The following is a 26,347-nucleotide window of genomic DNA, read 5'->3' as shown; positions in this document are numbered from 1 at the left end:
GATGGCGAGCCCGGCGCCAAAACGATCTGGATCGGCATGCAGCGAACCATCGACGCTGCATTCATGATTCAGGCGCTGCGCGAGCACTCATGAGTTCTGTATAACGCAATGTTCTTAGGGGGCCGCATTTGCCTCCGCGAACACAACAGATGGGCGTGATTCGAGATCCCCTTCCGCCATCCATTCCAATGTCGAGTCGAAATCGTGAATCCGCCTTTCCCCAATCAGCCCTTCAAGCTTCGCCGTGGCACCTCGCACCAGCTTAGGATCATTGGCTCGAACGAACGCCGGGTTCACCCGGACGTCGAGTGGGTGCCCTGTTATGGCCTGGAGCGTGTTCAACACATACTGCAGCGGGTAGGCTCGGCCGGAGCACACATTGACCACATCCGAGACCGCGTCCGTCTCGATCAACATACGATATATCGCAGCCACATCTCGGACGTCTGAAAAGTCACGGGCTACGTCCAGATTTCCAAGCTCGACGAACGGCGCCTTCCGTCGAAAATGATCGACAATCTTCGCGGTTACGAAGTTTGGTTTCTGCCCGCGCCCGATGTAGTTGAACGGCCGGACGATCAAGATAGGAAGCCTATCAAACCAAGTCCTGGCGAGGAGCTCCATCGCGAGCTTGCTGATGCCATAGTGATTCACAGGACGCTGAGGTGAATTCTCATCGATCTCGGTCTGCCCTTCCATCGGCATTCCGTAAACGACTGAGCTACTAATCATCAAAATCTTCTTCGGCATATGGCCCACGTCCCAACATGCTCGCAACAGGTTTTCCGCTCCAATGACGTTGGTCAGATAGTAGGGCTCCGTATGGGCTTCTTGCGTAGCCGCAATCCCGGCAAGATTGATGATGACGTCCGGACGTTCCTGCTCGATTGCAGCGCGACATGCGCTCAGGCATTGGATATCCAGACCGATTTCGGTTGCGGATGTCGCAGCGCCAAACACCGTGCCTATGACGGTATGTCCCGCTCGTTCAAGCTCTGCCCGCACATAGGGGCCAGTAAATCCACGTACACCGGTAAGAAGTATTTTCATGGCTTACACCGTCTCGAGAACATCTGCATGATGCTGCTGGAGGTCGGCTTCAACCATCATCCTGCACAGGTCTGTCAGCTTGGTTTTCGGCTTGCGCGTCGTGCGGCGAAACGCGCCGTGGACCTGGTAGCCCCTATCGAGCAGAAGTTGAGCAAGACAGGCGCCATCCTGGCCGGTGATGCCGGTGATCAGACAAGATTTTTTGGCCATGATATTTCTCGCGCGGTTGGCTGTGTTGCTTTCGGAAGCCGAATATCGTCTCAGGCGACTTCTTTGTTCGACGCCTGTACTGGCACGCGACCATAGATGTCTTGGAACCGGACAATGTCGTCTTCACCAAGGTATTCCCCACACTGAACTTCGATCAGCACGAGATCAACGACGCCGGGGTTGGTCAAACGATGTTTCTGGCCAGCCGAGATGAAGCTCGACTCGTTTGCTCGCAGTTGGCTCACCGTCTCTCCACAGGTTACATTTGCACACCCACTGACGACGATCCAATGTTCGCTGCGGTGATGATGCATCTGCAGTGACAGCGAAGCACTTGGCTTGACGACGATCCGTTTGATCTTGAAACAGTCACCTTCCTCGAGCACGGTGTACGTGCCCCAGGGGCGATGCACGGTGCGATGGAGCTTGCAGGACTGATGCCCATCAAGTTCGAGCTGGGCCACGATTTTCTTGACGTCTTCGGCACGGTCACTACCTGCTACAAGTAGTGCGTCGGGGGTATCCACAATGATCAGATCATGGACACCCAAGGCGCCGATCATCCGGGTCTCACCGCGAATAAAGCAGTTCTCGACGTCGTGCAGCGAGACGGTTCCCTGGACGCGATTTCCGTCAGTGTCGGGCCGCGTCAGTGCGCTGATGGCCTGCCAAGAGCCGACGTCACTCCAGCCCATTTCACAAGGCACGACCGATAAGTTCGATGATCGCTCCAGAACTGCGTAGTCGATAGATGCGTTCTCGGCACGCTGAAATGCAACTGCGTCGAGCTCGACGGAGTAACCGTCGTTCGCTTCGCTGCGAGTCGCCTCGGCAAATGATTGTGCGACGGGGTTTGCAACGAGCGGTGCGAGTTCTGCAAGCTCGGTCAGTGCGGTGCTTGCACGCATGCAGAACATGCCTGAGTTCCAGAGATGCAAGCCGTCATGTGCATACATCTCGGCCACATCGACGGACGGCTTTTCGACAAAGCGGCAAACCTCGTGGAGCGGGGCACTCGCTACCGCCGCGCTAATCTCGATATAGCCGAAGCCGGTCTCAGGTCGGGTGGGTTGAATGCCAAATGTGATGATGCGTCCAGTCTGTGTAGCTTCCGCAGCTCGATGCACGGCAAGGTCAAACGGGACTAGGTCAGTGATCAGGTGATCCGCAGGCATGACGAGCATCAACGCGTTGTCGCCGTGGCGCTCGCGCACTGTCAGGGCAGCTGCGGCGATTGCAGCTGCTGTATTACGCGCAAAGGGTTCAAGTACGAAACCGAGTCGGATATCGTCGACATCGGTTTCTCGACAGTCGTCTTTTGCGAGAAAATATGTCTCGCGGTTAGTGACGATCAGCACTTCATTGACACTTGTCAGCCGGCATGCGCGCAAGAAGGTTTTTTGGAGAAGGCTTTCACCGTCTGCGAGCCGCATTAACGGCTTCGGAAACGCTTCACGAGATACAGGCCATAGACGCGTACCGGCTCCCCCGCAGATGATGACGGGGATAAGCTTCGGCGACGGGCTGGTTGGCGTCTCGGGCATGCTTGAACTCCTGAAGGGGTCGCTATCCAGCACGATTAAACCAGCGTTTGGGCGCCGTTTGTCTGGTCGGGGCTTCGAGGCGAAGCGGCCCCAACCTCATGTCTGCACGTTACCGGATTTGCGCTCGCAGCTATGTTCGCCGTACAACACTGAAACTAAGAATTGATGACCGAACCTCTATGACGACAACTCTGGTATCCGGCGCGACCGGTTTTGTAGGACAAGCGGTGACAAAGGCGCTCGGGTACGAGGGCAGGGAGGTCGTGCGGCTCACGCGTCGGCCGGTGGCCGAGGGGGATCTGGTCGCTGGCGATGACTTTGTCGATGTCGCAAGGGTTTGGCCTCACGGTTTTCGGCCGGACTGCGTTGTGCATCTTGCTGCTCGCGTGCACGTGATGCGGGACACAGCGGCCGATCCGTTGCAAGCATTCCGAGCTGTGAATGTCGATGCGACGCTAAGGGTCGCGGAGGCCGCCGCACGGGCGGGAACTCGACGCTTCGTCTATATCAGTAGCATCAAGGCCGCGGGGGAGCTTAGCCTTGAACATCCGTTGCGGGAGAGCGATCCGCCTTTTCCGCTTGATCCATACGGTGTGACGAAGCGGGAAGCCGAGGTTGCACTTCTCGAGTTTGGGGAGCGTGTCGGGATGGAAGTCGCGGTGGTCCGCCCGCCGCTTGTCTATGGGCCTGGTGTTGGCGCGAACTTCATGAGCCTGATGAAGGCAGTTGATCGGGGCTTGCCGCTGCCGCTGGGGCTAGCGTCGGCCCCTCGCAGCCTTGTTGCTGTCGATAACCTCGCCTCGGCTATTTTGGCCTGCATGTCACATCCGCGGGCGACGGGTGAAATCTTCCACGTCTCTGACGGGGAGGACGTTTCGGTTGCCGAGTTGATCCGGCAGATGGCGGCGGCACTCGATACTCGGGCACGGCTCGTGTCGGTGCCAACCAGCCTACTGAAAATGGCGGGTTCCCTGACCGGACGCTCGGATGCGGTGCAACGCCTCATCGAACCGTTGCAGGTCGATATCACCAAGATCCGGTCGTTGCTTGGGTGGAATCCGCCGTTATCCGTGCTTTCCGGTTTAAGGCTGACGGCTGCATGGTATCGTTCGACATCCCACAGTTCTACTTCCAAGATTCACTCTTGAGTTTCTCGAATAGTCTCGTCGTTAGCGCGTTGCTGGCGTTTGCCAGCAGTGTCGTGATCCTGTTGCTGCTTCTCAAGACCGGCTATGCTTGGCGGCTTGCGACCGACGTTCCTAACGATCGGTCTCTTCATACGCGGCCCACGCCTCGCGTGGGTGGATGGGGCATCACCCCGGCTAGCGCGGTGTTGATCTTGATTTTTGCAAGGTCTTTGTGGCCGCTGGCGGTACTCGCACTGGCGCTTGGCTTGTTGTCCCATTTCGATGACCGACAAGGATTGTCAGCGCGCTATCGATTCGCGGGACATGTGATTGCCGCGATTGCACTTGTATGTGTCGTGCCGCCCCCGTATTTTGGATGGCTTGCGATCCCCGTCGTCTTCTCTCTGGTGTGGGTGAGTAATCTTTACAATTTTATGGATGGGGCGAACGGGCTCGCAGGCGGCATGGCCGTGATCGGGTTCGGGTGCTACTCACTCTCGGCCGGCGTGCGTCAACCAGAGTTGGCCATCGCGGCATTGATCGTTGCGTGTGCGGCGCTCGGCTTTTTGCTCTTCAATTTTCCGTTCGCCAAGGTTTTTCTCGGCGATGCCGGCTCCATTCCGTTGGGCTTTTTGGCTGGAGGAATGGGTTATTGGGGTTGGGCTGCAGGCGCGTGGGCGTTCTGGTTTCCAGTTTTTGTCTTCTCGCCGTTCATTGCCGACGCATCCGCCACGTTGTTAAAGCGCCTCCTGCGTCGGGAAAGATTCTGGGAAGCTCATCGGCAGCATTATTATCAGCGAATGATCGGAATGGCGGGCGTTCATTGGCCTGTGGTCCTTCAATGGTATGGGTTGATGGTGTTTGGCATTACACTTGCTTCCTACTCAAGGCTTTTACCTGGGCAATGGCCGTTCGCGGTCTTGATTGGTTGGATGCTCTTCCTCGTGACACTGGGCTGGACTGTCGATCGCCGATGGCGCCGAGCTCCCGCTTACTGAAGGCTCCCAAGCTATGCCATCCATCAAACAAATTTGTTTTAACGCACGTGTGCTGTCTTTCGCCGCGTTTGCTTTCGATGTAGCTGCGGTTGCCAGCGCATGGTTTGCCGCTTACCTCATTCGATTTAACGGAGTGCCACCCGAGCCGTTTGGGAAGGGTGCGCTTGAGGCCGTTCTTTGGGTCTTGCCGCTCTATGCGGTGCTGTTCCGCGTGTTCGGCCTCTATCGGGGGATGTGGGTTTTTGCGAGCTTGCCTGACCTGATGCGGATTGCCAAAGCCGTCGTCTCAGGTGCACTACTTACCGCTGTGATCGCGGTGATGTTGCAGCCTTATCCGTCTATTCCGCGTTCGGTCTTACTCGTCGCTCCGATCTTGCTGGTCATGATGATGGGCGGTGCCCGTGGTCTCTATCGTGCGACGAAGGAGTTTTATCGCTACGGCGGACTGGTCGCGCAAGGCAAGCCCGTGTTGGTGATCGGCGCTGGGCATGATGGCGCGAGTCTCGCGCGCGAATTGCGCCGTTCGTCCGAATGGCGGCTGGTTGGTTTGCTCGATGACGATAAGGCCAAGCATGGTCGTGAAATCCACGGTTACAAAGTCTTGGGATCGATCCAGGACCTGAAGGCGATTGCCGAGGCCCACAAGATTGAGAATGTCATCATCGCGATCTCGTCTGCTCCGGTTGAGGTGCATACGCGAGTCGCGAAACTTTGTGTGCGCGCTGGCGTTCGTGCGATGGTACTTCCTGCGCTTACTCCGATGACGCAAGGGCAACCCTTTTTGTCCCGGGTTCGCCAGATTGACCTCGAAGATTTGCTGGGCCGTGAGCCGGTATCGATTGACGCGGCGCATGTCGAGATGCTGTTGCGTGGGCGCGCCGTGATGGTGACCGGGGCTGGCGGTTCGATCGGCTCCGAGCTGTGCCGTCAGATTCTTCGTTTCAACCCCGCTCAGTTGATCGCTTACGAGATATCCGAGTATGCGATGTACAAGCTCGTCGAAGAGCTGCAAGAGCGCTACCCCGGTGTCGCGATCGTGCCTGTTATCGGTGACGTCAAGGACTCGTTGCTGTTAGATCAGACGATGCAGCGCTATGCGCCACACATTCTCTACCACGCGGCGGCCTACAAGCATGTGCCGTTGATGGAAGAGTTGAATTCGTGGCAGGCAATCCGAAACAACGTGCTCGGCACGTATCGAGTGGCGCGGGCTGCGATGCGGCATCGGGTCAGCCGGTTCGTGATGATCTCGACGGACAAGGCGGTCAACCCGACCAACGTCATGGGCGCATCGAAGCGGCTTGCTGAAATGGCGCTGCAGTCGCTTCAGCAGCTGAGCAAACATACGAGTTTTGAAACGGTCCGGTTTGGGAATGTGCTGGGTAGCGCAGGCAGTGTGATTCCGAAGTTTCAGCAGCAGATCGCGCGCGGTGGTCCGGTGACGGTCACGCATCCCGAGATCACGCGCTTTTTCATGACGATCCCGGAAGCTTCGCAGTTGGTGTTGCAGGCCTCAAGCATGGGTGAGGGCGGCGAGATCTTTCTGCTTGATATGGGCGACCCGGTGAAGATCGCGGATCTCGCTCGCGATTTGATCCGTCTGTATGGCTTCCGCGATGATCAGATCAAGATCGTCTATTCAGGCATGAGGCCTGGGGAAAAGCTATATGAAGAGCTGCTCGCGGATGAGGAAACGACACGTCCTACCCATCACGCCAAGTTGAGGATCGCGCGGGCGCGTGAAGCACCGGAAGATCTGCTAGACGAGTTGCTGCCGTGGTTGATGCAACACCGGATTCCGAGCGACGACGAAGTTAGGCGAGACCTTCGGCGCTGGGTCGCCGAATATTCACCGGCCGTGTCACCGAACTTGCAGTCGGTGGTGCTAGGGACGGCGGATTCGGGCGCAGCCGGTGCCGGCGTTGGGCGCGACGAAAGACGGGCAAGCTGAGGCCGGATCGGAAAGGATTTGGGGGCGTGGTGCAAGAAAGGTCGCGCGAGAGCGACCTATCGGACGGCCTTCTGCTTGCCGCGCTTCGGTTCCGGCGTCAGGAATACACCGGTGCTTTCGATCCTGTCTTTTCACCGCTCTCTTGGCTGCGACTGGCTATCAAAATACCTGTCAGAAAAACGAACAAGTAGCCTTCGGTAAAATTCAATAGCAAGGAATTTGCGAAGCAGCCCAGGACAAAGGCAAACAGATAACCATACACGGCCATGCGTTCCACTTTACCCAGACTCTTACAGTCGAGATGGACCGCGTAGAGGAGCCAACCGAACAACGCAACACCGATTAGTCCAATCTGCACACCCATGAGCAGGAATTCATTGTGCGGATTGCTAGCCATCACCGCGCGAGCCCCGGTGCTGTTCCTGGCAAACAGTTCGAATTCAGTTCGAATGCTGCCGACGCCATACCCTGCAATCGGTCTATGAAGTATTAACTCCAGGCTGCGGCGATAGAACTCCAATCGCACTCCCGAGGAGGTATTGATATTTTCAACCTCGAACTGACTGACTTCAGTGGTTGTTTCCGCAAGACGCGAGTGCTTCGATGTAACGAAATAGAAAACGATGCCAAGGCATACCACCACGCTGACACCTGCCGCTATCCATCGCGTACGGTTTGTCGGATGCTTAAAGAAGGCAACTTGTGCAATGCCATAGCCTACGATATACGCAATCGCAACCACTTGCCCTGTGCGTCCCTGCAATACGAACAGCACGTTGATGAGTGCAAGCAACCCGACGAGATACAGCAGCCAACGCCCCGTGCGGTTGAGCGTGTCTCGCGCGAGCGCGGTGGAGAGATAGGCCAGGTACGCCATCATCAAACCACCGGAAATATGGTCCTTGAAGACCCACGGCTTGGTGATCGGGTCATTGCCATGCAAAGGCCCGACTGCGGTCAGCCCGAAGAAGTTTGTGTAGGTAAGCACCATGGTCAGGGCTAGCATCGCAAACAGCGCCCATATCGCCGTCTTGCCCCACCTCGTTCCCTGGCTGCCGTAAAACACCAGAAACAGCACCGGCAGGAATAGCAGCTTTCGGTACTTGAGAAGAAAGTTGAACGCTTCGTCGCGACTTGCGGCGGTGTACGTCATGCTCAATGCAAGCGCGGCAAGAAGGACAAGCGCGGCGATAGTCGTTGGCGACGTGGCGAGCTGCCGAAAGGACTTCCATACCTCGGGAGACAGGAGGGCGAACAGAAGAACGAGGCCCGACCCGAGGTTGACCCCTGCCGTCGAAACGGGAATGGCACACAAGGTGACAAGCGCGAATATCCTGGCAAAGTGCAGCGGGTAGGACTCAGTCCCGAACCATCGATTTCGTGCTATCTCTTGCATGTGTATTCGTCCTCGTACCACTCAAAGAATTGCAGCTGGGGTCATTTTTGCCTACCGCAACCGCCCATGCTACAAGGTACTTACGAGGCATAGCTAGTCTGTTTATCGCCCGCGCCAGAAAAATCCTGCACGTGTCGCCGCCGCCTCCGTCGAGTACATGGACTCAACAGTTCGCCGGGCACGTTGTCCGATGGACGCACGGAGCCCCGGATCGGCTAGCAGCATACTGACTATCTGCTGCGCCTGCTCCGATGTTTCAAACAGGAAGCCGTTTTCCCCGTGCCGGATCGAATCGGCGTAACCGCCGTGTCGGTGACATACGACAGGGAGGGCACATGCCATCGCTTCGAGTACCACGCGGCCAAACGTTTCGACATGCGAGCCCGTTCTGTAATAGAAGATATCCAGCGAGCGTAGGAACTCAGCAGCCGGGATTGTTCCCGCGGGAAGCAGCGTGATGCCGGTGTCGTTCCCGAGTGTCTCGCCGAGGCAGGTTGCGCCCTGGAGTTGTATGTCCGCTCCTAGAGCTACCCATCCTCGATACAAATCGACGTCAGCGATGTTGTGCTTGTCGTTCGTGTCTCGGCTCAGACGTCCGATCACAGGGCGCTTGCCTATTCGCTTGCCTATTGCCTGCGGCCCTGGCTTGAACAAGTCGATGTCGATGGGGGACGGATGCACCTCACCTTCCACGCCAAGGAGTCTCTTTTGGAATTCCGAAGTGAACACGTATTCGGGTTTCGCCCAGCGCAACAGCGACGGGTGCTTCGACGTCAGTGCCAGTATCTTTGGATGGAAGGTGTTGAACACGTAGATCAGGCGTTGCGGCGCCCGGACAAGATAGGGCCAAAGCTTGTTGCGCCAATGCGCCCCGACGAACACATAGGTGCCGCCATCCGGACGCCGGCCAGAGCCGAGACCGAGCGGCACGATGTTGTGCTTTTCTCTCAGCTCGGACGAACTGCGCGACGATGACGACCACAGGCTCACTTCACTCTTTTCGCTCAGCAAACGGGCGAGCTGAAGTGCCTCTAGTTCACTGCCGCCATGGGGGTTCTGAAAACCATTGAAGATGTGAATTCTTTGATCAGACATGAACGTGAATCCGTAGGTCTAACGCGTTGAGCAAATAGATTGTCCGAGCTAGTCAGTGATATCGGCTTAACCGCCGGAGATACTCAAGGCTGAACGTCCGAGCCGCTGTCGCTGCGAGCGCATCGATGCCCGACGAAGCATGACGTCGCACGAGATCGCGTAGCTCAACGAGTACACAACGTCGATCGAGTTGACGAACACTTCCTTCAAACCTTCTCTGATCGCCTGCCCAGCAATTTCACTGAGCGGAAGTCACAGCGTGGACGAGAAGCGGAAGGTTCGTATCCGGTCAAAGCAGATCTCAGTAAGATCGTCGGTGCAGTTCACAGCCTAAGTTTGTTCCGTATCCGACTCGGATACCTTCCGAAGGCAGGCGAGTCGGCGCAATAGAAAATGATACAGGAGCACCAGGGGCTGAGCATCCCCGCTTGCATTTTGCAACCTATGTCGCTTTGCCCCACTTGACGAGCGGCGGCGGATCCTTCCTGACCTCTACCCGCGATGGGTGGACCCGTCCGTGGAAGGCCGGGTACCCGCGGCGCAGTTTTATTTCTTACAAAGTTCTAACGAAACCTGTCGATTCGATCATCTTACAATAGTTCCGACCCCGAGGAGCGGCAGGCGAGTTGAGGCTGGAACTTTGAATTCGGGCGCATAGGTGACAGTGACGCAGTGCGACGATGCGACGATCCGTTGCCGCACCGCATTTGCAGTGATTCGGAGATTTTCTTGGCGGTTGCTGGAACGCTGATGGCCCGCGCGCCGATCGTAATTTCCTCTCTCTCCCTTCTCATCACATTTTCGCGCGCGTATCCGCCAATTTTCGGCCGTGACGCCTCCCTGATTTCGTAGTTGACGTCAGAAGCAGAAAGCCCGAAAAACGTACCACTACTGCAATCGTCATACTTAATCCTCGGTGCAGGTGGCGTATTTGCTCTGTTTCGTAGATCCGGGAAGCACATCGACGGTTGTCGGTGTCGAGCTCGAATGATGGGCAGATTGAACGATCCGGTCGGCGTCAGCCTTGATTCGTTTTATCGTGGGGCGAAACGTCTTCGAGCGCGGATGTCTCATTCCCTCTTTTGGCCGATGGTTCACAGAACACCGGGCAACGCGGCGTCATGCTGCCCCATTGGAGATGCATCATGGATTCTCTTGGAAACGAATGGCAATTGACTGGGAGCGACGGGAGTTACAGGGCGGCCAATAGCCACGACATTTTGTTCGGGCGAATGCAACGTGCCGAAGCAGAAGTGTCCCGGCTGGAGCGCCAATTGAAATCGAAGGAGCGCCAGGTTACCGGGTTGCAGATGGCCTTGGCGCATTCTGCTGCCCGGCGCTATGCCGCTGAGGACCGATTGGAGCGGGAACTGGAATCCTGGCCTGCCATGGTGTCGCCCGTAGGAACATTCACAGCGTCTGCGGACCGTTCGTGGTGCGATGGTGGGCATGACCCCTCGGGCGGCGTGATCATCCATCTACCTTATGTCACCGCAGTGCTTTCAGCGCTGTTCGATGCGATGTACGTGTTTTGGAAAGACTACAACGCCGAGAGTCCCCCGAAGTCATCCACGGTGGCCCGTGCGATTGATGAACGCCTCGGCTTCCGTGCGCAGTCGAATGGGGAGGCATCCCGTAGCGGGCAGGCGTACGCGTCAGCGATCAGGCCTGACTCCATCAAGGAGGCAGACAATCGGCATCATGTCCGTCACCGTGTTTGAGAATGCGCAAAGGTGGTTTAACCGGTAGATTTCGACCACGCGTAGATACGGCAACGCGTGCACGCCGGTCGCGCTCGATGATTCAGCCTGACCCCCGGAAGGCCTGCCGCTGGCGTGCATTCGCCGCTGCGGCCGAGCGGCCTCAATCTTCCGTCAAAGGTCGACTCGTTTAGCGCAACCTGTGGACTTTGCCAGACGGAGTTTCGTCATCGACTGTGGCAGCAGTGGGGTACGCGAGCTCCCGGCGTCATTGACGGCTACGGTCGTATTGGGCAACGGCAACTTTCCGAACCAATGCACTGATTTGATCAGGTCGTGCGGATTGCAACCGAGTTGCCCGAAGGTGGCAGGGGAAAGTTCGATGGAGCAGGCGACAATGCTGGCATTCCGGGCCGTGACATCTGGATAGATGCGCTGCAGGTTGAGCCTTGAACGACGATACAAACGTTCGATGGAACGCGACACGACGCCGACAACATCGGTTGCGCCAAATGACGCTGCGAGGGCGAGCGCATAAGCAAACAGTTGCATGCCAGGCGCACCGTCCTCACTGGCGTGGCGATCGTGCGATTTTGGAGCTGTTCCAGCGAAGCGGGAAAGCTCCCACAGGGTCGTCGATGCTGGGGGCGGCTCTGATCCAAGAAGCTCAGGAAACACGTCCTTGAGCAGATATCGACCGGTCGTCGGCATCAGTCTCGCACAGCCGTAGACGCGCCGCGCAGGTGACAAAGCGACGACGTGAACTGTCGCGCCGTCGTCGAACTCGTCCCACTCCGCTGTCAGCTTGCCAGTTGAAGTCGGGAGCTTCCAGCCGAGGCGCCGGACGAAGATTTCGTACCGGTACGCACCGAGTGCTGCCCGAATTTCTGGCGGCAGGTCTTTCAAACTGCCTGCAACGATGTATGGCATGGTGTTTTTCCCGCTGAAGTGGCTTGCGCCAACGATAAGCGAGTCCAGAACGTCCTTGAACTGGGGGAGTCAGGGAGGTTGCAAAAGCAACCGGAGTAGCGGTCTACCAACGAACATGCCGGCCTCGTTGCGCCGTCGACAGGACCCCAGGACCCCAGGACCCCAGGAAAGCGCTGTACCCTTTGCTGACGCAGCGCGTTCAGGGGGAGATGAGTCCGAGCGCCGTTGCCTGGACCGCTGCGGATGTCCGGCTGTTGACGTTGAGGATTTTCATGGCGGTGTCGACGTGATAGTCCACTGTGTGATGAGAGATGCCGAGTAGTTTGCCAATCGCCCAGGAGGACTTGCCGCGCGCGACCCACGTCAGGCATTCGCACTGGCGAAGTGTCAGCCGGCGAGAAGTTGGGGTGGAGTGTTGTTTTGCCAGCCGCTCCAACTCGAAGTGAAACTGCGTACCGATCAGATACGCCAATCGCTGACTGTGTTCCCCATTGAGCACCGATGCCGGTCCCGACAGATTGACAAGAAGGATGCGCCCCATGGGTTCATGGATAGGAACGCTGATTCCGTTCGCTAGTCCCGCGTCTAGCGCTTCGTCAAGTACACGCTGTTCAAGCCGGTTGAGGTCGGTGATGTCGCACCACCGGTACGGGGCAGTTCGAGTGAAAGCGGTGCGGTGAACCGGATCAACAAGGGCATAGCTGTTCTTCTGGTAGTGCCGTACCCACTGATCCGGATAGTGTGCGCAGATCATTTCGAGCGCCGCTTCGGACTTGGGAGCGAACGGTGCTCGCGAAAGTCTGCTGATCACGTAATGGGAAAATCCGAGGCGCCCTGCGGCGCGGCCGAACGACGCAGCTAGCGAGGGCAGGCTATGGGCACGCGCCAACGGCGCGGTGAGCACGCGAAGCGGCGAGCGCACGCCTGTCCAAGCTGGCATTGGCTCGAGGCGGCCTCTATCAAGGCGGTGTCGAAGGATGTGGATCATAGTTCGTTCCTGGACAAGGCTCACACGGCAATCCGCAAGGTCTCGTCGGGTACGGCGATTCTCCAAAATTTCCTGTCCGATGTGACGCAACCGGATGCGCTCGTGCAAGTCTTCGTGAAGCTCGGGGGTACGCACGAGCTTCGATGATGCCAATTCCCGGAGGGACGCTTCACTCGCAGGCTGCATGGACATGAAGCGCGACTGTGGTCGGCGCAGTTCATTACGATCCGTTACAGTCCGCGGCGCAGATGCCCCAAGGGGGAGCCGATCAGCGACGGTGGCACGAGACGAAGATTACATCGACAAACCAGTTTCGTGTAGAAACAGATCGGCGAGTACTATGGGCACGCCTGCCGTGCGTCGAGCTGCCCGCTTATAGCCGGCGACTGAGATACCACACTGAGGTACCCATACAGGGGCGCACGTCGCCACCGACGAAAAAGTGTGGGACGCTCGCGCAATGCGTGCTGTTTGACCGCCTATCAATCGAGGATGCCGGATCCCCAGCGAACCAGATGGCGTGGTCGTGTGGGCCATCTTGCCATCGGGCAGATGTGTGGCGTCGCATACAGCCCTAGCGCAGGAGCAGAGCTGCCGCGGAAAAGCCGCCGACACCCTGTGCAAAGAGCAGGAACGGTCTGCCAGGCTGCAGCGCGGCGCAGTCAGTCAGGTTGATGATCGGGTCGCTCACGGTCACGTGTGCAACACGGGAAAAATTCTCGGTGAACAATCGCTCTTGCGGCATCCCCAGGGACGAGATCACACGGTGCCATGCCGGCAGGTTCAGATGATGTGGCAGCACGCGCTGTATCTCGCTTGGCTCCAGACCTGCATCGACGGCGACGGCCATGATCAACTGGCGTGCGCTCAGAAAATGCGGGGCGACGAGGCGTGGTTCCTGCTGTCCCAGGGCACCCTGCCAGGCGAGTCCGCTCGCATAGGTGCGCACGGCGAGAAGCCGGTTGATCGGAGCATCGCGCTCGATGAGCGCCACACAGGCGCCGTCGCTCATCAATCCGACACCGTCCAACAGGCGTTCAGATGCAACCGGCATGGCGTCGGCTCCGACGAGCAGTACGCGCCTGAGTGCCGGGCGCGCGATGAACATCGCACGAACCATGCGCAACGCGCCGAGCGCGGATGCGCAATGTTGTTGAGCAAATGAGAAGGCGTCGGCGTGCACGAATCCGAACGTGTCGCACAGGATCCGCGGCAGCGACATCGGTGGTGGCGCGACGCTGCTCTGCAGCGTATGCGTGTAGATCACACAGTCGACTGTGTCGGGCGCTAGCCGCGATGATTCCAATAGCGCATCGAGGGCTTTCGTCGCCATTGACGCGACGGATTCTCCTGCCGCGTCGTGGTAGTAGTGAACGCCGGCGCGTTCGAGCTGCGTCACGCAGGCTGCGGACTGTCCAGTCAGTTGCGCCCAGTTGCGCACATCGCCGACTTTATCTGGAAGGTAATACGCGCTGTGTGTAATACCAATTCGCGAATTCATGACGGGTCCGTTGGCGACGTATCGACGAAACGAAGCGCGGGCGTACCGCGTACCTCGAGAAGCATACAACTGACGTAGCCACCGAGACCCACTCCCCAGGCTAGTAAGAGTGCGCCTTGCCCGAACTGAAAAGTATTGAGCGTTTCAGCAAGCCGCACGATGAATTCGGCTGCGCCGAGATAGGCGCGTCTGTCCGCCACGCGATAACCCTGAGGCAGGCCAAGCTGTTGCGATACCGCGTCGATGAGCGGCCGGTTGACCCGATGCGCAATGACGGCTGCGATGTCACTTGGCCGCAGGCCGTGCTGGCGCAGCAGCGTATCGATCAGTGCAATCAGCGACCGCGCGAAGATGGCATTCGTATCGATCAATGACACCGGAAGCCGGAACGGCGCGTCCGCGCGACAGAGCGGTTGGACGGCCGTGGCGAGTAGCCGCAGCCCCAGCGTCGAAGGTGAGCCGCGCTCAAGAAGCATCGCGCCCGCCGCATCTCCCTGCAAGGTCCAGCGACCGATGCGACGGGCGAAGGGATGACACCATTTCTCGGCGGCAACGATGAGTACGGCGTGCAGCTCAGCTTCTGCGAAGAGCAGGTCCGAGGCCAGGCGAAGTGCAGAAAACACCGATGCTCCCTGCTGCTGGGCGATGGAGAACGAAAAAGGGTGTTCGCCGAGGACGGCACATAGTCGCCCTGCAGTGGTCGTGGAGACATGTTCGTTCAGGCTACTGTGGCAGAAAATGACAGCACCAACCTGCGGCGCCCCGCTGCCACTGCTGGGGCAAATCGCCAGCGCGACATGGGCCGCAAGCCCGGACAGATCATGACGCTGCTCGATGGGCACGAAACCGGCAATGGGCGCAACCTTCGCTGACGCTGAGAGCCTGTCTTCCGGTGGCGCTGTGAGATGCTGCAGATCCAGTCCGTACGCCGCGAACCAAGGCGAATACACGAGGCGAGGCCATCCGGTGAGGGCCGTAGCGTGGAGCTTTTCCTCGATCTGAAGCCACTGTTGGAAAGGGACTGCGGGTGGAACGTAGGCCGCAAGGGCTGTCACGACCGGTGTATTCATGACCGGGGTGCTTTGCATACAAGGTCCGCCGGAGTGAGATCATAGAGCACCCGTCCGCGGCGCTTCTCGCCAATGAGATGGCAGCTGCGTTGAAGCCCAATGCGGCGAAAGCCGATTCGCTCAAGCAGGCGCTGCGAGCGCACGTTGTTCTGTACGGCCCAGGCGGTGATGCAATGCATCCCATATCGCTTGAATGTATCGTGAATGATCCTGAGGGAGGCGTCACATGTCATGCCTGCGTACGCGGGGCGGGATGCGTCGCGTAGCACCCAGAAGGAGCCCGTGCCGAAGGGATGGGTGACATCGCTGACGGCCACCAGGCCGCTTGCCATCCCGTATCCGGCGCAGCCGAACACGAGAATGCGATGTCGTTTGCTGTGCAGCATGAGTTGGAGAGCCAGTGCAGAAAGCTGCTGTCGCCCCAGCCCAAAATCGAACCACTGATTGATCGTGGGTTGCGCGAACCATCCCTTGATTGCGTCCAGGTCCTCGCTTTGCGGCTCGCGTAGCCAGCAGGCGTCGTGTCTGGCCGGATCGGCGGCACAGTCGGCACCGTCGGCATTCGGCTGCGGGTCTTGAGTGCTTGTGCGTACGTTCACGGATGTGCTCGGTCTGGAATGGGCCGTGAGGACGACATGCACTGGCCGAGAGCGGTTTCTGTCTGCGCGAGCAGCAACGCGAAGTGAGGTATCGTCTGGAAGTGCCCAGCGGGCGGGAGTCCTTCGACGTAGCCGTGGCCGCCGCAGATTTGCACGAGCTCGCGGCTGACATCCATCGCCTCTGTGGCGACGTGACGCAGCAGCTGGCGAATCAACATGTCGGATGCGGATGCACCATGCGCTGCCACGGCCCATAGAAAGAGCTGTGAGCCTTGTGCGGCGATCAGCATGTCCGCGAGGCGCGTGGCGACGAGCTGATGGGTAGCGAGCGGCTTGCGGAATGAATGGCGTGTCGCGGCATGCTCGAACGCGAACGCGACACTTTGCTGCATGGTGCCCACCAGCAGCGCGCACAAGTAAAAGCCCGTTTCGGCGAGCAATGTCCGTACGATCTCAGTGCCGCAAGGGATCGGTGGGCACAATTCAAGCGCGGCGCTATCGAGCGCGATCTGTTCAAGGCCAAGAGCTTGCAGCGTGGCGATGCGGATGCGCCGCTGTACGACGCGGTGCAATTCGTGAGGAGCGACGAGTACCAGCAAGCAGCGGCCGTCGGCGCTTTCACGCACCAGTAGAAGAGGAGCATCCGCGTGCCGCTGGAGGATCCAGGCTGTCCCGGCGCGGTTGCCGGGTATCGCCAGACTGACCGAGGCCGAGCCATTGAAGTAGTCCCGGATCTCCCTTACGGGCAGGCAATCGAGCGCATCGTGCTCGCGCAGGGCCATCAGCGCTGGCGCGCTGAGCGTCAATTCGGCAGCCCGCTCGAGCGGGCCGGTCGCGAACTGTTGCACGACGAGATACAGATCAGAATGGTCGACGCCGAGGCCGTCTCGGTGTACGGGCAGGATCATGGTACCGAGATCGAGCTCGCCTGCAAGTCGCACGGTTTCATCCCAATGCTCCGGCGTCGTGAATTGCGTGAGCATCGGTGTGAGCCGCTTTCGGGCGAACCGCTGCACGGCATCGCACAGGTGCAGTTGATCTTCCGTGAGCGCCCACGATCGGCTGCCGAGGTTCGTGAGCCCAGAGTTGTAGCCGGTAAACATGAAGCGTCCTCCCTTATCGGATAACAGTGGAGTCAGACGACCATTTCGACAGGCGGGGGGTGAGTCAGAAAATCAGTCGGGCTCGCGGAGCGCCCGTAGGCGCCCGACTGGAGCACGACGACCAGATCACCGATCGAGGCGGCAGGCAGATGTGCGCCATCGGCAATGCGGTCAAGTGGCGTACAGAGGCACCCGACGACGTGGCAGCGCTCCTGTGCAGGGTCGTCAAGCCGGTTAGCGATCAGCACGGGATAGTTTCGGCGCAGCACTTGGCCAAAGTTGCCGGAGGCAGCCAGATGATGGTGCAGTCCGCCGTCGGTCACAAGAAAAGTCTCACCGCGCGACACCTTGCGATCGACTACGCGGCAGACATAGACACCTGCTTCACCCACCAGATAACGTCCCAGTTCCAGGACCACACGTGTGCCGGGCAGACGCCGCTGCAAGTCGGGCAGCCAGTCACACATTGCGTCGCCAACGGCGTGCAGATCAAGGGGATTTTCGCCCGCGAAATACGGGATGCCGAATCCACCTCCGAGATTAATGAACGCGGGAGGTGCCTCCAAGCTGTCAGCTAGCCTCATAACCAGTTCTGCGCTTTGCCGGTGCGCCTGAACGATGGTCGGTGCGTGCAGGCACTGTGAGCCCCAGAACACGTGAAAGCCCGCGAACGCGACCTCCTGCCGGGTGAGGTCACGCAGCAGCGCGGGAACCTGGCTGGCATCGACGCCGAAGGGCGCCGCGCCGCCTCCCATGCGCATGCCGCCTTTGCCGATTTTGAAGTCGGGATTGACGCGGATTGCGACGCAGGGCCGTATGCCGAGCTCCAAGCCGAGTGCGGTGACAAGGTGCAACTGTGTCGCCGATTCAACATGGATGACGACACCGGCTGCCACGGCGCGACGCAGCTCGTCGTGCGACTTGCCGGGGCCTGCCAATCCGATCCGTTCAGGGGACGTACCCGCGTCCAATGCGAGCATCATTTCGCCGGCTGATGCGACATCGAACCCGTCGAGACGGCTTGCGAGATGATGAACGATGGCGGGCATCGGATTCGCCTTGATCGAGTAGTGCAGCTCGACATCAGGCGGGAGCGTCTCGCGGAGCGAGCGAATACGGGCGTCTATCAGCGAACGGTCATACACGTAGAAGGGCGTGCGTCCTGCACGCGCGACGAGACGACGCAGGTCGACGCCGCCGATCTGCAGCACACCACCCTGTGTTCGGAAGGGATGTTTCACGGTAGCGACTCCCGGGAACTGGCTTTCGTGGCACCCAGCGCGGCAGACAGACCGGTGCGATCGAATTTGCCGTTGGGATTGCGTGGCAACGCTTCGCGGACAACGATGCGATGGGGGAGCATGTAGGGCGGCAGGCGTTGCTTGCACCAGGCGCTCAGCGCTTCGACATCGAAGGATGCGGGCGTGACTGCGGTGACCAGCAGCACAATCGCTTCGCCCAGCCTGTCGTCGGGTACGCCGACGGCGACCGCCTCGGTGACCAGGCCGCTTGCGTGGATGACCTCCTCGATTTCCTCGGGGCTGATGCGATAGCCAGAACTCTTGATTTGCGCGTCGTTGCGTGCGACGAAATAGAGAAAGCCGTCTGCGTCGCGTCGCACGAGATCGCCTGACCAGACAGCCGTATCGGGGGGCGTGCCGCCCGGTTTTACCTCTGGCGAGGGTCGATAACGCAGGCTGGTACGCGCGGGGTCATTCCAGTAGCCAAGTGTGACGCAGGCGCCCACGTGCACCAGCTCGCCGACCTCGTTCGCTGTGCAGGGCGAACCATCCTCGCGGACGACCAGAACGCGGGCATTCGGGACCGCCTTGCCGATCGAGTCGGGGCGCTCGTCGACCTCCGCAGGATCGAGGTACGTCGACCGGAACGCTTCGGTCAGCCCATACATCAGGTACGGTTTGGCCTGCGGAAAAAGTGTCCGCAAGGTCTGCAGGACGGGTAGAGGCAGATGCCCGCCGGTATTGGCGAAATAGCGCAGATGACAGCACGCGGCGTCGGGCCATGTCGCACGCGCGAGCTGCATCCATAGCGGCGGCACGCCCGTCATGGCGGTGATGCATTCGCGTTCGCAGGCCGTGATGACATCCTGTGGTGTTAGGTAGTTGATCAAAATGGCTGTGGCGCCCACGGCCCATGCTGAGGTGAGTTGGCTGAGCCCGGCATCGAAACTGAGCGCCAGCGCGGCGAGGATGCGATCCGATGGGACGTGATGAAGGTAGTGCGCGACGCTCCAAGCGCCTTCGAGGAGGTTTCGATGGCTAAGCATGACGCCCTTTGGCAGGCCAGTCGAACCGGACGTATAGAGGATTGCCACCAGATCTGCGTCGATGCACGCAATGAGCCCCGGCGCGAGGTCTGTGCTGCGCACGCCTGATAGGTTGTCCAGTTTCCCCTCCCCGGACCAACGATGGCAGGCCACTCTAACCGACGACGGCAACTTAAATGATGGAGCGTCAGCGCGATCGTCAACAAGGACTAGGTGTGGCACGCAAGCGCATGCTTCCCCGCCGAGGAGCTGAGCGCGAAGGACGGAGGTGACGAGGCATTGTGCTCCGCTGTCCCTGAGGATATGCATGACTTGGTGCGGCTTGAGAAGCGGATTGATCGGAACAAAGACGCAGCCTGCGGCGGCGGCGCCGAGCATCGAGACCACGGTTTCGATTCGTTTGTCGAGGAAGATTGCAATACGGTCGCCGCGGGACATTCCGAGTGCGTACAGCTGTGCGCCAAACGTACGGCTGAGCCTGGCTAGTGCGCCATAGGTCAGGCGGGCGCTGTCGACGACGAGCGCCTCGGCATCGGGCGTGCGACCCGCCGTTGTTTCAACCAGTTCCAGAATGTTGTGCATCGTTGTACCTCGACAAGAGCGAATGGAAACGTCGAAATCTGGTTTAAGCGGTGCATATGCCTCAGTGGCGCACCACCATCGCACCGAAGCAGCCAACAAGGCCACTCGAGAAGAGCAATGACCGCCCGCCAGGCAGCTTGCCTTCGCAGTCGTGAAAATTGATGAACGGGTCGGCGCCGAAGACATGGCCGATGCGCGCAAAGTTATGGGTAAAGAGACGGTCCTGGGCGATGCCGAGCATGGCCATCAGCCGCTGCCAGCCGGGCAGGTTGACGTGGTGGGGCAGCACGCACGCGATCTGGTCTGACTGCACATTGGCTCGCCCGAGCGCCGCGCGCATTGTCGTGAATGCGGACCAGTAGTACCTGTCATCGGCGACAGGTTGGAGCTCGTCCCTCATCCGGCGAAGGAAGCGTCCGTCCGTGTAGAGGTACAGGCTTTCGATACGGTTGCGGGTGTCCCCGCGTTCGAGAAGCAGGGCGCAAGCGCCATCGCTGTGCAGCGCAAGGTCTTGGATGGCGCGCAGATGGTCGCACCCCGGGGCGATCAGGTCGGCGCACACGACGACGGCCCGCATGATTGAAGGGTTGTGTGCCATCAACGCGCGCACGGTGCGAATGGCGGCGAATGGTGAAACGCAGTTCTGCTGTGTAACCGAGAACGCCAATGCGCCGGTGAGCCTCGCTTCGGACTGGATCTGATGGACTGTGCTCGCGGGCGGCGCGAGGACGCTGCTCTGGATCGTATGTGCGTAGACGAGTGCATCGATGGAGTCCGGCGTGGCGTGCTCGGCTGCGAGTAGCGCACGCACGGCCTTGGTCGCAAGGTCGGCTGGCGATTCCCCAGCTGCGTCGTGGAAGCGTTGCGCCTCGTTGTTTGAGAGCGCTGCGGCACGCCCGGCGGATTGTCCGCAGCGGGTTGCCCACGTATGTGCATCGACGACCTTGTCGGGCAGGCAGTACGCGACGCCGGAAAGCGCTAGCGCGGGGAGAGACTCATGCGTGAACATGCTCGCCCCCACGGAATTGCAGCAACGCACAGGCGGACTGTCCCTGAAAGCCTGATGACCACGTGAGAATGTATTGCCCGCAACGTGGTCTGATGGCGCGCAGCAGTCTGTCCAGACGCGCCGGCGTGTCGGCGGAACAGAGGTAGCCGGCGCTCCTCACATCATCCGGTACGATACGTTCAGATGACAGGCCGCACTGCGCAGTGATGTCGCGTGCCAGCGACAGGTTCAGGTGTGCCGGCAACACCCAGTCGATCTCAGCGGGACTCACTCCTGCCTGCTCGCAGGTTTCGCGGATCACGCTGACTAAGGTGGCCGTGTCGATCCAGGCGAGCGGGTGATCGGTAGGGCGCGAGCCCGTAGGCGTCCGTACACTGATGCCCCGCACGATCCAGCCCGTTTGGGCGCCCGCTTGCACGAGCACCGCTGCCGCACCATCGCCCAGCGCCGTCAACGTCCCGACCGTGCGTGAGAAGGGCGCGCGCCAACGCTCGGCTGCCACAATCAGAACCGTTTGGGGTTGCGCTTCCGTGCTTATCAACGCTATGGCAATCTGCAGCGCCATCAAAAACGACGCACCCTGAAGCTGTCCGATCGCAAAGGGCGCGTTACCCTGTGCCAGTTCGCGGTGAAGATGGCTGGCACATGAATGCGTGAGTTCGTGTTCGAAACTGCTCTGACAGACGATTATCTGGGTGATTGCTTCAGCGGCCGAATGGCCGTGCGCTGTCGAAAAAAGCATGCGAGCGACGTGCAGCGCCATATCCGAGAGCATGAGCTCGGGCTCAACCGCGACCGTGCGAATGTCGCCACCACAGAGCACAGCAGTCAGGTCCTGGGCATCTGTCGACCCAGCGGAACAGCCGATCTGGCGCCACCGAATGGTGTCTGCGTAGACAGATTGCATGAGTGCTTCGCGCTTGTCGTGCGGGAATGTAGGCGTCGCGCTCGCATACCCGCTGGATGCGGCAAGAGGGACGCGGGGAGCTGGGATGTAGCTCGCTGTGGCCACGATGCCGACGCCTAACGCGTCAAGCTCAGTTGCGGGACACATGGGATTGCACGAACGCGATCAGGTTTGCGAAGCGAAGGAACAGATCGGACGACAGGTCTTCGGGGGCGAGGGTGAAATTGAAGTGTTTTTCGATTTTAAGCAGGAGCTCAGTCATGTTCATCGAGTCGATGCCGATATCGAAAAGATTGGTGTTGTCCTGCACCAGGTCGGCTTGGACGGTACTACCGAGCACAGATAGCAGGCATGCCTTAAGGGTTGCGGCAATGTCGATCTGAGTGTGCGATGTGGAGTTGGACGTCATGAGGGTCTCCAGATAGTGCGTCGATAGGAAAAGAATGCGGGAAGGCGGCATGCGTCGTCGTTCAGGGCACGGACAGGGCGCTTTCCCTACTAAAATCAGGTGAGCGGCGTTGCGCTGCGCGGGCGATCATGAGTCGCTGAAGGTCGCCCGTGCCTTCCATAATGTCGTACGCTTTCGCGTCACGGTAGCTCTGCTCGAGTGCCGGATGGGCCGCAATGCCTTCCAGTCCGGCGAGGTCGAGGGCCTCGCGGGTGATCTGCGCAGCGATGCGCGACACATACGCCTTGGTTACGGACGCGTCCATCGAGGTGGCCAGGTGACGGTCGGTTTTCCATGCGGCGTGATGGCATAGCAGGCGTGCGGTGGTGATCCGGCGGTCGATGTCGAGAAGACGGCCGTTGACGTCGGCGACGCGTAAATGCGGCGCGGCAGGCAGGCCGCCCGCCTCGAAGTAGGCGGCCAGTTCGTCGCGGACACGCTGGCAGGTGCCGATCATGATCGAGGACAGCAGCGGGCGGAAGTAGTCCCACGCCTGCTGTGCACCAGAGAAGGCGTCATCGAGTGGCCCTTCATCGCCGCGCCTGAGCCAGGCTTCCGCGGGTAGCTCGCAGTCGGTGTAGGTCAGGACGGCGAGCTGGCTTGCGCGCAGACCTGTCATCCGTTCGGTGCGGGTGATGACGAGTCCTGGCGTGTTGCCGGGCACGAGGAACGCGCGGATGCCAAAGCGACCTAACCGGCGGTTCACCGTGGCGAAGGTGATGATGTAATCGGCGCGTGCGCCATTGGTGATGAAACATTTGGTGCCGTTCAGGCGCCAACCCTGCGCGGTTTCGCTCGCCGTCATCCGCATCGCGGTCGCGTCTGATCCGCAGTCGGGCTCCGTGACGGCGAACGCGCCCCAGCGCGGCGTGTCGCTATCGAAGCGCTGGAAGAATCCCGCCTTTTGTCGCGGACCCGCGAGCGCGAGTATGCACGGAGCAGCAAGACCCGGCCCGGGCAGTGCAAGGGCCAGACCCGCATCGGCGTGACCCAGGTATTCCATGAGCATCGTGCGCGATAGGAGGGATTGCATAGCAGCACAGCCGCCGTATTCGGCGGGTACGAGATTCAAGTTGAGCGCGCGCACTGCGCTCGCCTGCCACAGGGCCTCGGGAATCCGCCCGCTCGCGTCCGCCTGGCTGCCGTGGCTGCGCATGCTTTGGGCGAGTCGGTCCAGATGCAGGCCTTGGGAGGCGAGAGCGGTGCGGATTTCATCTAACGTCGGATCACGCGGCAAAGAGCGAGACGAGCTGACCATGGGTGGCGCTCCGGTGACGGCGGATTGAGATTTCTTGCATCGCGCAAAAACCGGCGATGGAATGCCCGTCAATACGGCCTAAAGCGTAGGTGATACTAGGAGACTCGCGCCACCTCCCGACATTCGGAGGGGGCCTCCCGCATCAACCGTAGATGCGGCCGATGCCGATAGCGGATAATGCGCGTCTGAAACGAACCATCAGAATGCCGATCACAGGTGCGACGCGTATGGCAGCACGACGACAGACGAAAGAAGGGAAACCGTTGTCTCAGCCCGACCAGCGAGGACCCCGCACGACGAAGCGGGGGGACCAGGTGGCAGAGCAAATCAAGGGCTGGATTACGGACGGCAAGGTGCGTCCTGGGGTACGGCTGAGCAAGGAGGCCGAGCTACAGCAGGCGTTCAACGTGAGCCGGGGTTCGATGCGCGATGCGCTGAAGGCGCTCGAAGTGCAGGGACTGCTGAGGCTGAGCACGGGCCCGGAGGGCGGTGCGACGATCACCGAGGTGCCGCTGGAGAGGGCGTTTCAGAGCCTGCAGCACTATCTGTTTTTCCAAAACATTGGTATTGAGGACATTTATGCCGCGCGCCGGGTGCTTGAACCCATGCTCGCAGAGGGTGCCGTGGCGCACCTAAGCGAAGACGATTTCGAAGCGATGGAGCGCAGTGTCGATGTGTGCGAGCCATTTGCAGCGAGCCACGAACATGCGCTCGACCAGCGTCACGAGGACATACACTTTCACGACGTGCTCGCGGCGGCCAATCCGAACGCGTTCTTGCGTTGCCTGTGCCAGATCATCAACCAGATGCTCCATAAGCTTGTTGTGGTCGCGGGCAACGTGACGCAGCGGGACTACCAAGCATTCGGCCGCACGACGGTCGCTGCACACCGGGCCATTCTGGAGGCTGCAAGACGTCGTGACGCCGATGCCGTCGGCAGGCTCATGCAGGAGCACATGGAGCAGGCCGAGGCGCAACTGCGTAAGGTGCACGCAGCGCTACGTCAGAAGCTGGTGCTCGATTCCGATCTCGGATTGCACGAGAGAAGAAACAAGTCGAAGTAGGGTGTGACATGTAGGCCGCCACGTAAGCCAGCTTGCATCATGGCGATGAACCGCCAGGGCCGGCCTCGTCGAGTCTGCTGACCAATTCAGGCAGCGGTGCGCGTCCGAAAGCCTGTTCGAACACATGGCTCGCCCACAGGACAAGTGCGTCGGCGTGGCGGGCGCCGACGATCTGCACCCCGATGGGAAGACCCGAGTCGGTCATGCCAGCGTAGACACTTGCCGCGGGAAGCCCCAACTGGTTGCACCAGGCCGTGAAATGCGGAAAGAGCGTATGGCCCTTGGGCAGTTCGGCAAGCGGCATGGCTACGCACGGATACACAGGGCAGATCAGGATGTCGTGCTGCTCGAAGAATGCGTTGACCGCGCCGCCGAGTTCGCCGCGCTCGACCAGCGCACCCAGCAGTGCCTCGCGCGACACGTCATGTCCCGCCTGCGCGTAGGCCTGCAGCGATGGATCGAGCAGCGCGCCACCGTCGGCCATGCCGCTGGAAAGCTGACTGCAGCATGCCGGCCAGAGGGTCGCATGGACTGCATTGCAGCGCGCAACGCCGGGCGGGTCGGCTCGTCGGACAAGCGCTCCCATTTTGCAAAAGACTTCTTTGACGCGCATGACGGCGTCGTGCACGCCCGGCTCAATGTCGACCTGCAGTCCCAGGGTGGGGCTGCAGGCGACGCGGATGCCGCCAGATAGGGGCTGGCATCTAAGGCCTTGTTCGTAGTCGCTGTGATCGAACGGCAGCGCGTACCAGTCGCGGCTATCCGGGTGGCTGATCACTGTCATGATGCGCGCGGCGTCCTCGGCGCAGCGAGTAATGGGTCCGACGTGGCTCAGTAACGCAAAAGGGCCGCGCGGCGCGTGCGGCACCCTCCCGAAGCTTGGCTTGAATCCGAACGTTCCGGTAAACGCCGCAGGAATTCGAATGGAGCCCCCACCGTCGGTCCCGATCGCGACAGGCGCCATGCCGAGCGCGACGGCAGCAGCGGCGCCGCCGCTACTGCCGCCTGGTGTGCGGTCCAGGCGCCATGGATTGCGCGTGACGCCGGTCAATGGACTGTCGGTGACGATCTTGTGCGCGTACTCAGGCAGCGTGGTCTTGCCAAAGCAGATAGCCCCTGCGTCGCGCAGTCGCGCGACGCAGGGGCTGTCGTTCTGAGCAGGGTGTGTCGGAGTTGTCCGGGAGCCATAGCGGGTTGCCATGCCCGCGACGGCCACGTTGTCCTTGATGCTGATCGGTATGCCGTCAAGCGGGCCAAGCGGTGAGCCCCGCTGCCACCGGTGTTCGGAGGCACGTGCCATGTCGAGCGCGTCGTCAGCGATCTGACAGAACGCATTGACTGCAAAATCGAAGGTGCGGATGCGCGTGAGAACCTGACTCATTACGTCAACGGGAGAAACGGTTCCACTCTGGTATAGCGCACCTCGTTATACACAAGCGTCGTTACCACCGTCCTCGCGCAACAAACGCATTGTTTCTGCGGCGACATGAACTTTCGTGAGTCCCTTCCAGATGGTTTCCGCGCCGGGTT

General features: G+C 60.1%; 24 protein-coding genes. 6 read left to right on the top strand and 18 right to left on the bottom strand.

Translation table 11 applies throughout. From position 1 onward, the window contains the following. Nucleotides 1-114: 114 nt before the first annotated feature. Genes HV670_RS26035 through HV670_RS26025 form a run of 3 tightly spaced genes read right to left on the bottom strand, consistent with a single transcriptional unit; the run spans nucleotide 115 to nucleotide 2,804 of the window. The gene (locus tag HV670_RS26035) at nucleotides 115-1,050 is read right to left on the bottom strand and encodes an NAD-dependent epimerase/dehydratase family protein (protein WP_175107873.1); all 936 of its coding nucleotides are present in this window, start codon (nucleotides 1,048-1,050) and stop codon (nucleotides 115-117) included. A 3-nt stretch (nucleotides 1,051-1,053) separates the two neighbouring features. Continuing rightward, complete coding sequence (locus HV670_RS31335; protein ID WP_175107872.1) at nucleotides 1,054-1,260, bottom strand: GDP-mannose 4,6-dehydratase; 207 nt, start codon at nucleotides 1,258-1,260, stop codon at nucleotides 1,054-1,056. Nucleotides 1,261-1,310: 50 nt separating this feature from the next. Next, nucleotides 1,311-2,804 carry a mannose-1-phosphate guanylyltransferase/mannose-6-phosphate isomerase gene (locus HV670_RS26025; RefSeq protein WP_175107871.1) on the bottom strand — a complete coding sequence of 498 codons (1,494 nt, stop codon included), beginning with the start codon at nucleotides 2,802-2,804 and terminating at the stop codon, nucleotides 1,311-1,313. A 179-nt stretch (nucleotides 2,805-2,983) separates the two neighbouring features. Here HV670_RS26025 and HV670_RS26020 point away from each other — a divergent pair, with 179 nt between their 5' ends. Genes HV670_RS26020 through HV670_RS26010 form a run of 3 tightly spaced genes read left to right on the top strand, consistent with a single transcriptional unit; the run spans nucleotide 2,984 to nucleotide 6,880 of the window. Continuing rightward, nucleotides 2,984-3,952 carry a UDP-glucose 4-epimerase family protein gene (locus HV670_RS26020; RefSeq protein ID WP_175107870.1) on the top strand — a complete coding sequence of 323 codons (969 nt, stop codon included), beginning with the start codon at nucleotides 2,984-2,986 and terminating at the stop codon, nucleotides 3,950-3,952. Next, nucleotides 3,904-4,929, top strand: a complete 1,026-nt coding sequence (locus tag HV670_RS26015; protein ID WP_175107869.1) for an MraY family glycosyltransferase — start codon at nucleotides 3,904-3,906, stop codon at nucleotides 4,927-4,929. Before HV670_RS26020 ends, HV670_RS26015 begins: the two co-directional genes overlap by 49 nt. Nucleotides 4,930-4,942: 13 nt before the next feature. After that, nucleotides 4,943-6,880: a polysaccharide biosynthesis protein gene (locus HV670_RS26010; protein WP_175107868.1), complete on the top strand. Its 1,938-nt coding sequence runs from the start codon at nucleotides 4,943-4,945 to the stop codon at nucleotides 6,878-6,880. Between the two features lie 97 nt (nucleotides 6,881-6,977). Here HV670_RS26010 and HV670_RS26005 read toward each other — a convergent pair whose 3' ends face one another. Further along, nucleotides 6,978-8,276 (bottom strand): O-antigen ligase family protein, encoded by a 1,299-nt coding sequence (locus tag HV670_RS26005; protein WP_175107867.1) that lies wholly within the window; start codon nucleotides 8,274-8,276, stop codon nucleotides 6,978-6,980. A gap of 102 nt (nucleotides 8,277-8,378) precedes the next feature. Then, nucleotides 8,379-9,371 (bottom strand): glycosyltransferase family 4 protein, encoded by a 993-nt coding sequence (locus HV670_RS26000; RefSeq protein WP_175107866.1) that lies wholly within the window; start codon nucleotides 9,369-9,371, stop codon nucleotides 8,379-8,381. Between the two features lie 1,145 nt (nucleotides 9,372-10,516). Here HV670_RS26000 and HV670_RS25995 point away from each other — a divergent pair. After that, on the top strand, nucleotides 10,517-11,092 hold the full coding sequence (locus tag HV670_RS25995; RefSeq protein ID WP_246257967.1) for a hypothetical protein: 576 nt from the start codon (nucleotides 10,517-10,519) through the stop codon (nucleotides 11,090-11,092). Nucleotides 11,093-11,245: 153 nt separating this feature from the next. On the opposite strand, the gene HV670_RS25990 is transcribed toward HV670_RS25995, so the two are convergent. Further along, nucleotides 11,246-12,001 (bottom strand): acyl-homoserine-lactone synthase, encoded by a 756-nt coding sequence (locus tag HV670_RS25990; RefSeq protein ID WP_175107865.1) that lies wholly within the window; start codon nucleotides 11,999-12,001, stop codon nucleotides 11,246-11,248. Nucleotides 12,002-12,200: 199 nt separating this feature from the next. Beyond that, the gene (locus HV670_RS25985; protein WP_246257964.1) at nucleotides 12,201-12,989 is read right to left on the bottom strand and encodes a LuxR family transcriptional regulator; all 789 of its coding nucleotides are present in this window, start codon (nucleotides 12,987-12,989) and stop codon (nucleotides 12,201-12,203) included. Between HV670_RS25985 and HV670_RS25980 the strand changes: the two genes are divergently transcribed. Continuing rightward, nucleotides 12,981-13,136 (top strand): hypothetical protein, encoded by a 156-nt coding sequence (locus HV670_RS25980; RefSeq protein WP_175107864.1) that lies wholly within the window; start codon nucleotides 12,981-12,983, stop codon nucleotides 13,134-13,136. The two genes, HV670_RS25985 and HV670_RS25980, sit on opposite strands and share 9 nt — an antisense overlap. A 427-nt stretch (nucleotides 13,137-13,563) precedes the next feature. Here the strand turns inward: HV670_RS25980 and HV670_RS25975 are convergent, their stop codons facing one another. The 10 genes from HV670_RS25975 to HV670_RS25930 form a co-directional block, all read right to left on the bottom strand. Further along, nucleotides 13,564-14,490 (bottom strand): 3-oxoacyl-[acyl-carrier-protein] synthase III C-terminal domain-containing protein, encoded by a 927-nt coding sequence (locus HV670_RS25975; protein WP_175107863.1) that lies wholly within the window; start codon nucleotides 14,488-14,490, stop codon nucleotides 13,564-13,566. Next, nucleotides 14,487-15,578 (bottom strand): 3-oxoacyl-[acyl-carrier-protein] synthase III C-terminal domain-containing protein, encoded by a 1,092-nt coding sequence (locus HV670_RS25970; protein ID WP_175107862.1) that lies wholly within the window; start codon nucleotides 15,576-15,578, stop codon nucleotides 14,487-14,489. The genes HV670_RS25975 and HV670_RS25970 overlap by 4 nt, the downstream gene beginning before the upstream one ends. Beyond that, complete coding sequence (locus tag HV670_RS25965; protein WP_175107861.1) at nucleotides 15,557-16,159, bottom strand: GNAT family N-acetyltransferase; 603 nt, start codon at nucleotides 16,157-16,159, stop codon at nucleotides 15,557-15,559. Before HV670_RS25965 ends, HV670_RS25970 begins: the two co-directional genes overlap by 22 nt. Continuing rightward, a complete protein-coding gene (locus HV670_RS25960; protein WP_175107860.1) occupies nucleotides 16,156-17,262 on the bottom strand; it encodes an acyl-CoA dehydrogenase family protein in 1,107 nt (368 codons plus the stop codon). Before HV670_RS25960 ends, HV670_RS25965 begins: the two co-directional genes overlap by 4 nt. Nucleotides 17,263-17,294: 32 nt before the next feature. Beyond that, entirely contained in the window at nucleotides 17,295-18,503 is a 1,209-nt protein-coding gene (locus tag HV670_RS25955; protein WP_175107859.1) for a pyridoxal-dependent decarboxylase, exosortase A system-associated, read from the bottom strand. After that, nucleotides 18,500-20,131, bottom strand: coding sequence for an acyl-CoA ligase (AMP-forming), exosortase A system-associated (locus HV670_RS25950; protein ID WP_175107858.1), 1,632 nt, complete (start codon nucleotides 20,129-20,131; stop codon nucleotides 18,500-18,502). Before HV670_RS25950 ends, HV670_RS25955 begins: the two co-directional genes overlap by 4 nt. 61 nt (nucleotides 20,132-20,192) lie before the next feature. Then, entirely contained in the window at nucleotides 20,193-21,140 is a 948-nt protein-coding gene (locus HV670_RS25945; protein WP_175107857.1) for a 3-oxoacyl-[acyl-carrier-protein] synthase III C-terminal domain-containing protein, read from the bottom strand. Next, entirely contained in the window at nucleotides 21,127-21,903 is a 777-nt protein-coding gene (locus tag HV670_RS25940) for a 3-oxoacyl-[acyl-carrier-protein] synthase III C-terminal domain-containing protein (protein ID WP_175107856.1), read from the bottom strand. The genes HV670_RS25945 and HV670_RS25940 overlap by 14 nt, the downstream gene beginning before the upstream one ends. Before the next feature lie 274 nt (nucleotides 21,904-22,177). Then, nucleotides 22,178-22,456, bottom strand: a complete 279-nt coding sequence (locus tag HV670_RS25935) for an acyl carrier protein (protein ID WP_175107855.1) — start codon at nucleotides 22,454-22,456, stop codon at nucleotides 22,178-22,180. Between the two features lie 61 nt (nucleotides 22,457-22,517). Further along, nucleotides 22,518-23,753, bottom strand: coding sequence for an acyl-CoA dehydrogenase family protein (locus HV670_RS25930; protein ID WP_175107854.1), 1,236 nt, complete (start codon nucleotides 23,751-23,753; stop codon nucleotides 22,518-22,520). Between the two features lie 227 nt (nucleotides 23,754-23,980). Between HV670_RS25930 and HV670_RS25925 the strand changes: the two genes are divergently transcribed. After that, entirely contained in the window at nucleotides 23,981-24,817 is an 837-nt protein-coding gene (locus HV670_RS25925) for a FadR/GntR family transcriptional regulator (RefSeq protein WP_175107874.1), read from the top strand. Nucleotides 24,818-24,854: 37 nt separating this feature from the next. On the opposite strand, the gene HV670_RS25920 is transcribed toward HV670_RS25925, so the two are convergent. Beyond that, nucleotides 24,855-26,198: an amidase family protein gene (locus tag HV670_RS25920; protein ID WP_175107853.1), complete on the bottom strand. Its 1,344-nt coding sequence runs from the start codon at nucleotides 26,196-26,198 to the stop codon at nucleotides 24,855-24,857. Nucleotides 26,199-26,347 lie beyond the last annotated feature (149 nt).

The organism is Pararobbsia alpina (assembly GCF_902859895.1).
GTDB lineage: Bacteria > Pseudomonadota > Gammaproteobacteria > Burkholderiales > Burkholderiaceae > Pararobbsia > Pararobbsia alpina.
This window is presented reverse-complemented; position numbering and strand designations above follow the sequence as displayed.

Bases quoted from the DNA above. Each gene is read 5' to 3' on its own strand.
- HV670_RS26005 (WP_175107867.1), bottom strand. From the start codon at position 8,276: ATGCAAGAGATAGCACGAAATCGATGGTTCGGGACTGAGTCCTACCCG.
- HV670_RS25950 (WP_175107858.1), bottom strand. From the start codon at position 20,131: ATGCACAACATTCTGGAACTGGTTGAAACAACGGCGGGTCGCACGCCC.
- HV670_RS25940 (WP_175107856.1), bottom strand. From the start codon at position 21,903: ATGGCGCTGCACGTCGCTCGCATGCTTTTTTCGACAGCGCACGGCCAT.
- HV670_RS25985 (WP_246257964.1), bottom strand. From the start codon at position 12,989: ATGATCCACATCCTTCGACACCGCCTTGATAGAGGCCGCCTCGAGCCA.
- HV670_RS25945 (WP_175107857.1), bottom strand. From the start codon at position 21,140: ATGTTCACGCATGAGTCTCTCCCCGCGCTAGCGCTTTCCGGCGTCGCG.
- HV670_RS25975 (WP_175107863.1), bottom strand. From the start codon at position 14,490: ATGAATTCGCGAATTGGTATTACACACAGCGCGTATTACCTTCCAGAT.
- HV670_RS26025 (WP_175107871.1), bottom strand. From the start codon at position 2,804: ATGCCCGAGACGCCAACCAGCCCGTCGCCGAAGCTTATCCCCGTCATC.
- HV670_RS26010 (WP_175107868.1), top strand. From the start codon at position 4,943: ATGCCATCCATCAAACAAATTTGTTTTAACGCACGTGTGCTGTCTTTC.
- HV670_RS25990 (WP_175107865.1), bottom strand. From the start codon at position 12,001: ATGCCATACATCGTTGCAGGCAGTTTGAAAGACCTGCCGCCAGAAATT.
- HV670_RS25930 (WP_175107854.1), bottom strand. From the start codon at position 23,753: ATGGTCAGCTCGTCTCGCTCTTTGCCGCGTGATCCGACGTTAGATGAA.
- HV670_RS25960 (WP_175107860.1), bottom strand. From the start codon at position 17,262: ATGTTTACCGGCTACAACTCTGGGCTCACGAACCTCGGCAGCCGATCG.
- HV670_RS25925 (WP_175107874.1), top strand. From the start codon at position 23,981: ATGGCAGCACGACGACAGACGAAAGAAGGGAAACCGTTGTCTCAGCCC.
- HV670_RS25935 (WP_175107855.1), bottom strand. From the start codon at position 22,456: ATGACGTCCAACTCCACATCGCACACTCAGATCGACATTGCCGCAACC.
- HV670_RS25920 (WP_175107853.1), bottom strand. From the start codon at position 26,198: ATGAGTCAGGTTCTCACGCGCATCCGCACCTTCGATTTTGCAGTCAAT.
- HV670_RS26035 (WP_175107873.1), bottom strand. From the start codon at position 1,050: ATGAAAATACTTCTTACCGGTGTACGTGGATTTACTGGCCCCTATGTG.
- HV670_RS25970 (WP_175107862.1), bottom strand. From the start codon at position 15,578: ATGCAAAGCACCCCGGTCATGAATACACCGGTCGTGACAGCCCTTGCG.
- HV670_RS31335 (WP_175107872.1), bottom strand. From the start codon at position 1,260: ATGGCCAAAAAATCTTGTCTGATCACCGGCATCACCGGCCAGGATGGC.
- HV670_RS26000 (WP_175107866.1), bottom strand. From the start codon at position 9,371: ATGTCTGATCAAAGAATTCACATCTTCAATGGTTTTCAGAACCCCCAT.
- HV670_RS25995 (WP_246257967.1), top strand. From the start codon at position 10,517: ATGGATTCTCTTGGAAACGAATGGCAATTGACTGGGAGCGACGGGAGT.
- HV670_RS26020 (WP_175107870.1), top strand. From the start codon at position 2,984: ATGACGACAACTCTGGTATCCGGCGCGACCGGTTTTGTAGGACAAGCG.
- HV670_RS26015 (WP_175107869.1), top strand. From the start codon at position 3,904: ATGGTATCGTTCGACATCCCACAGTTCTACTTCCAAGATTCACTCTTG.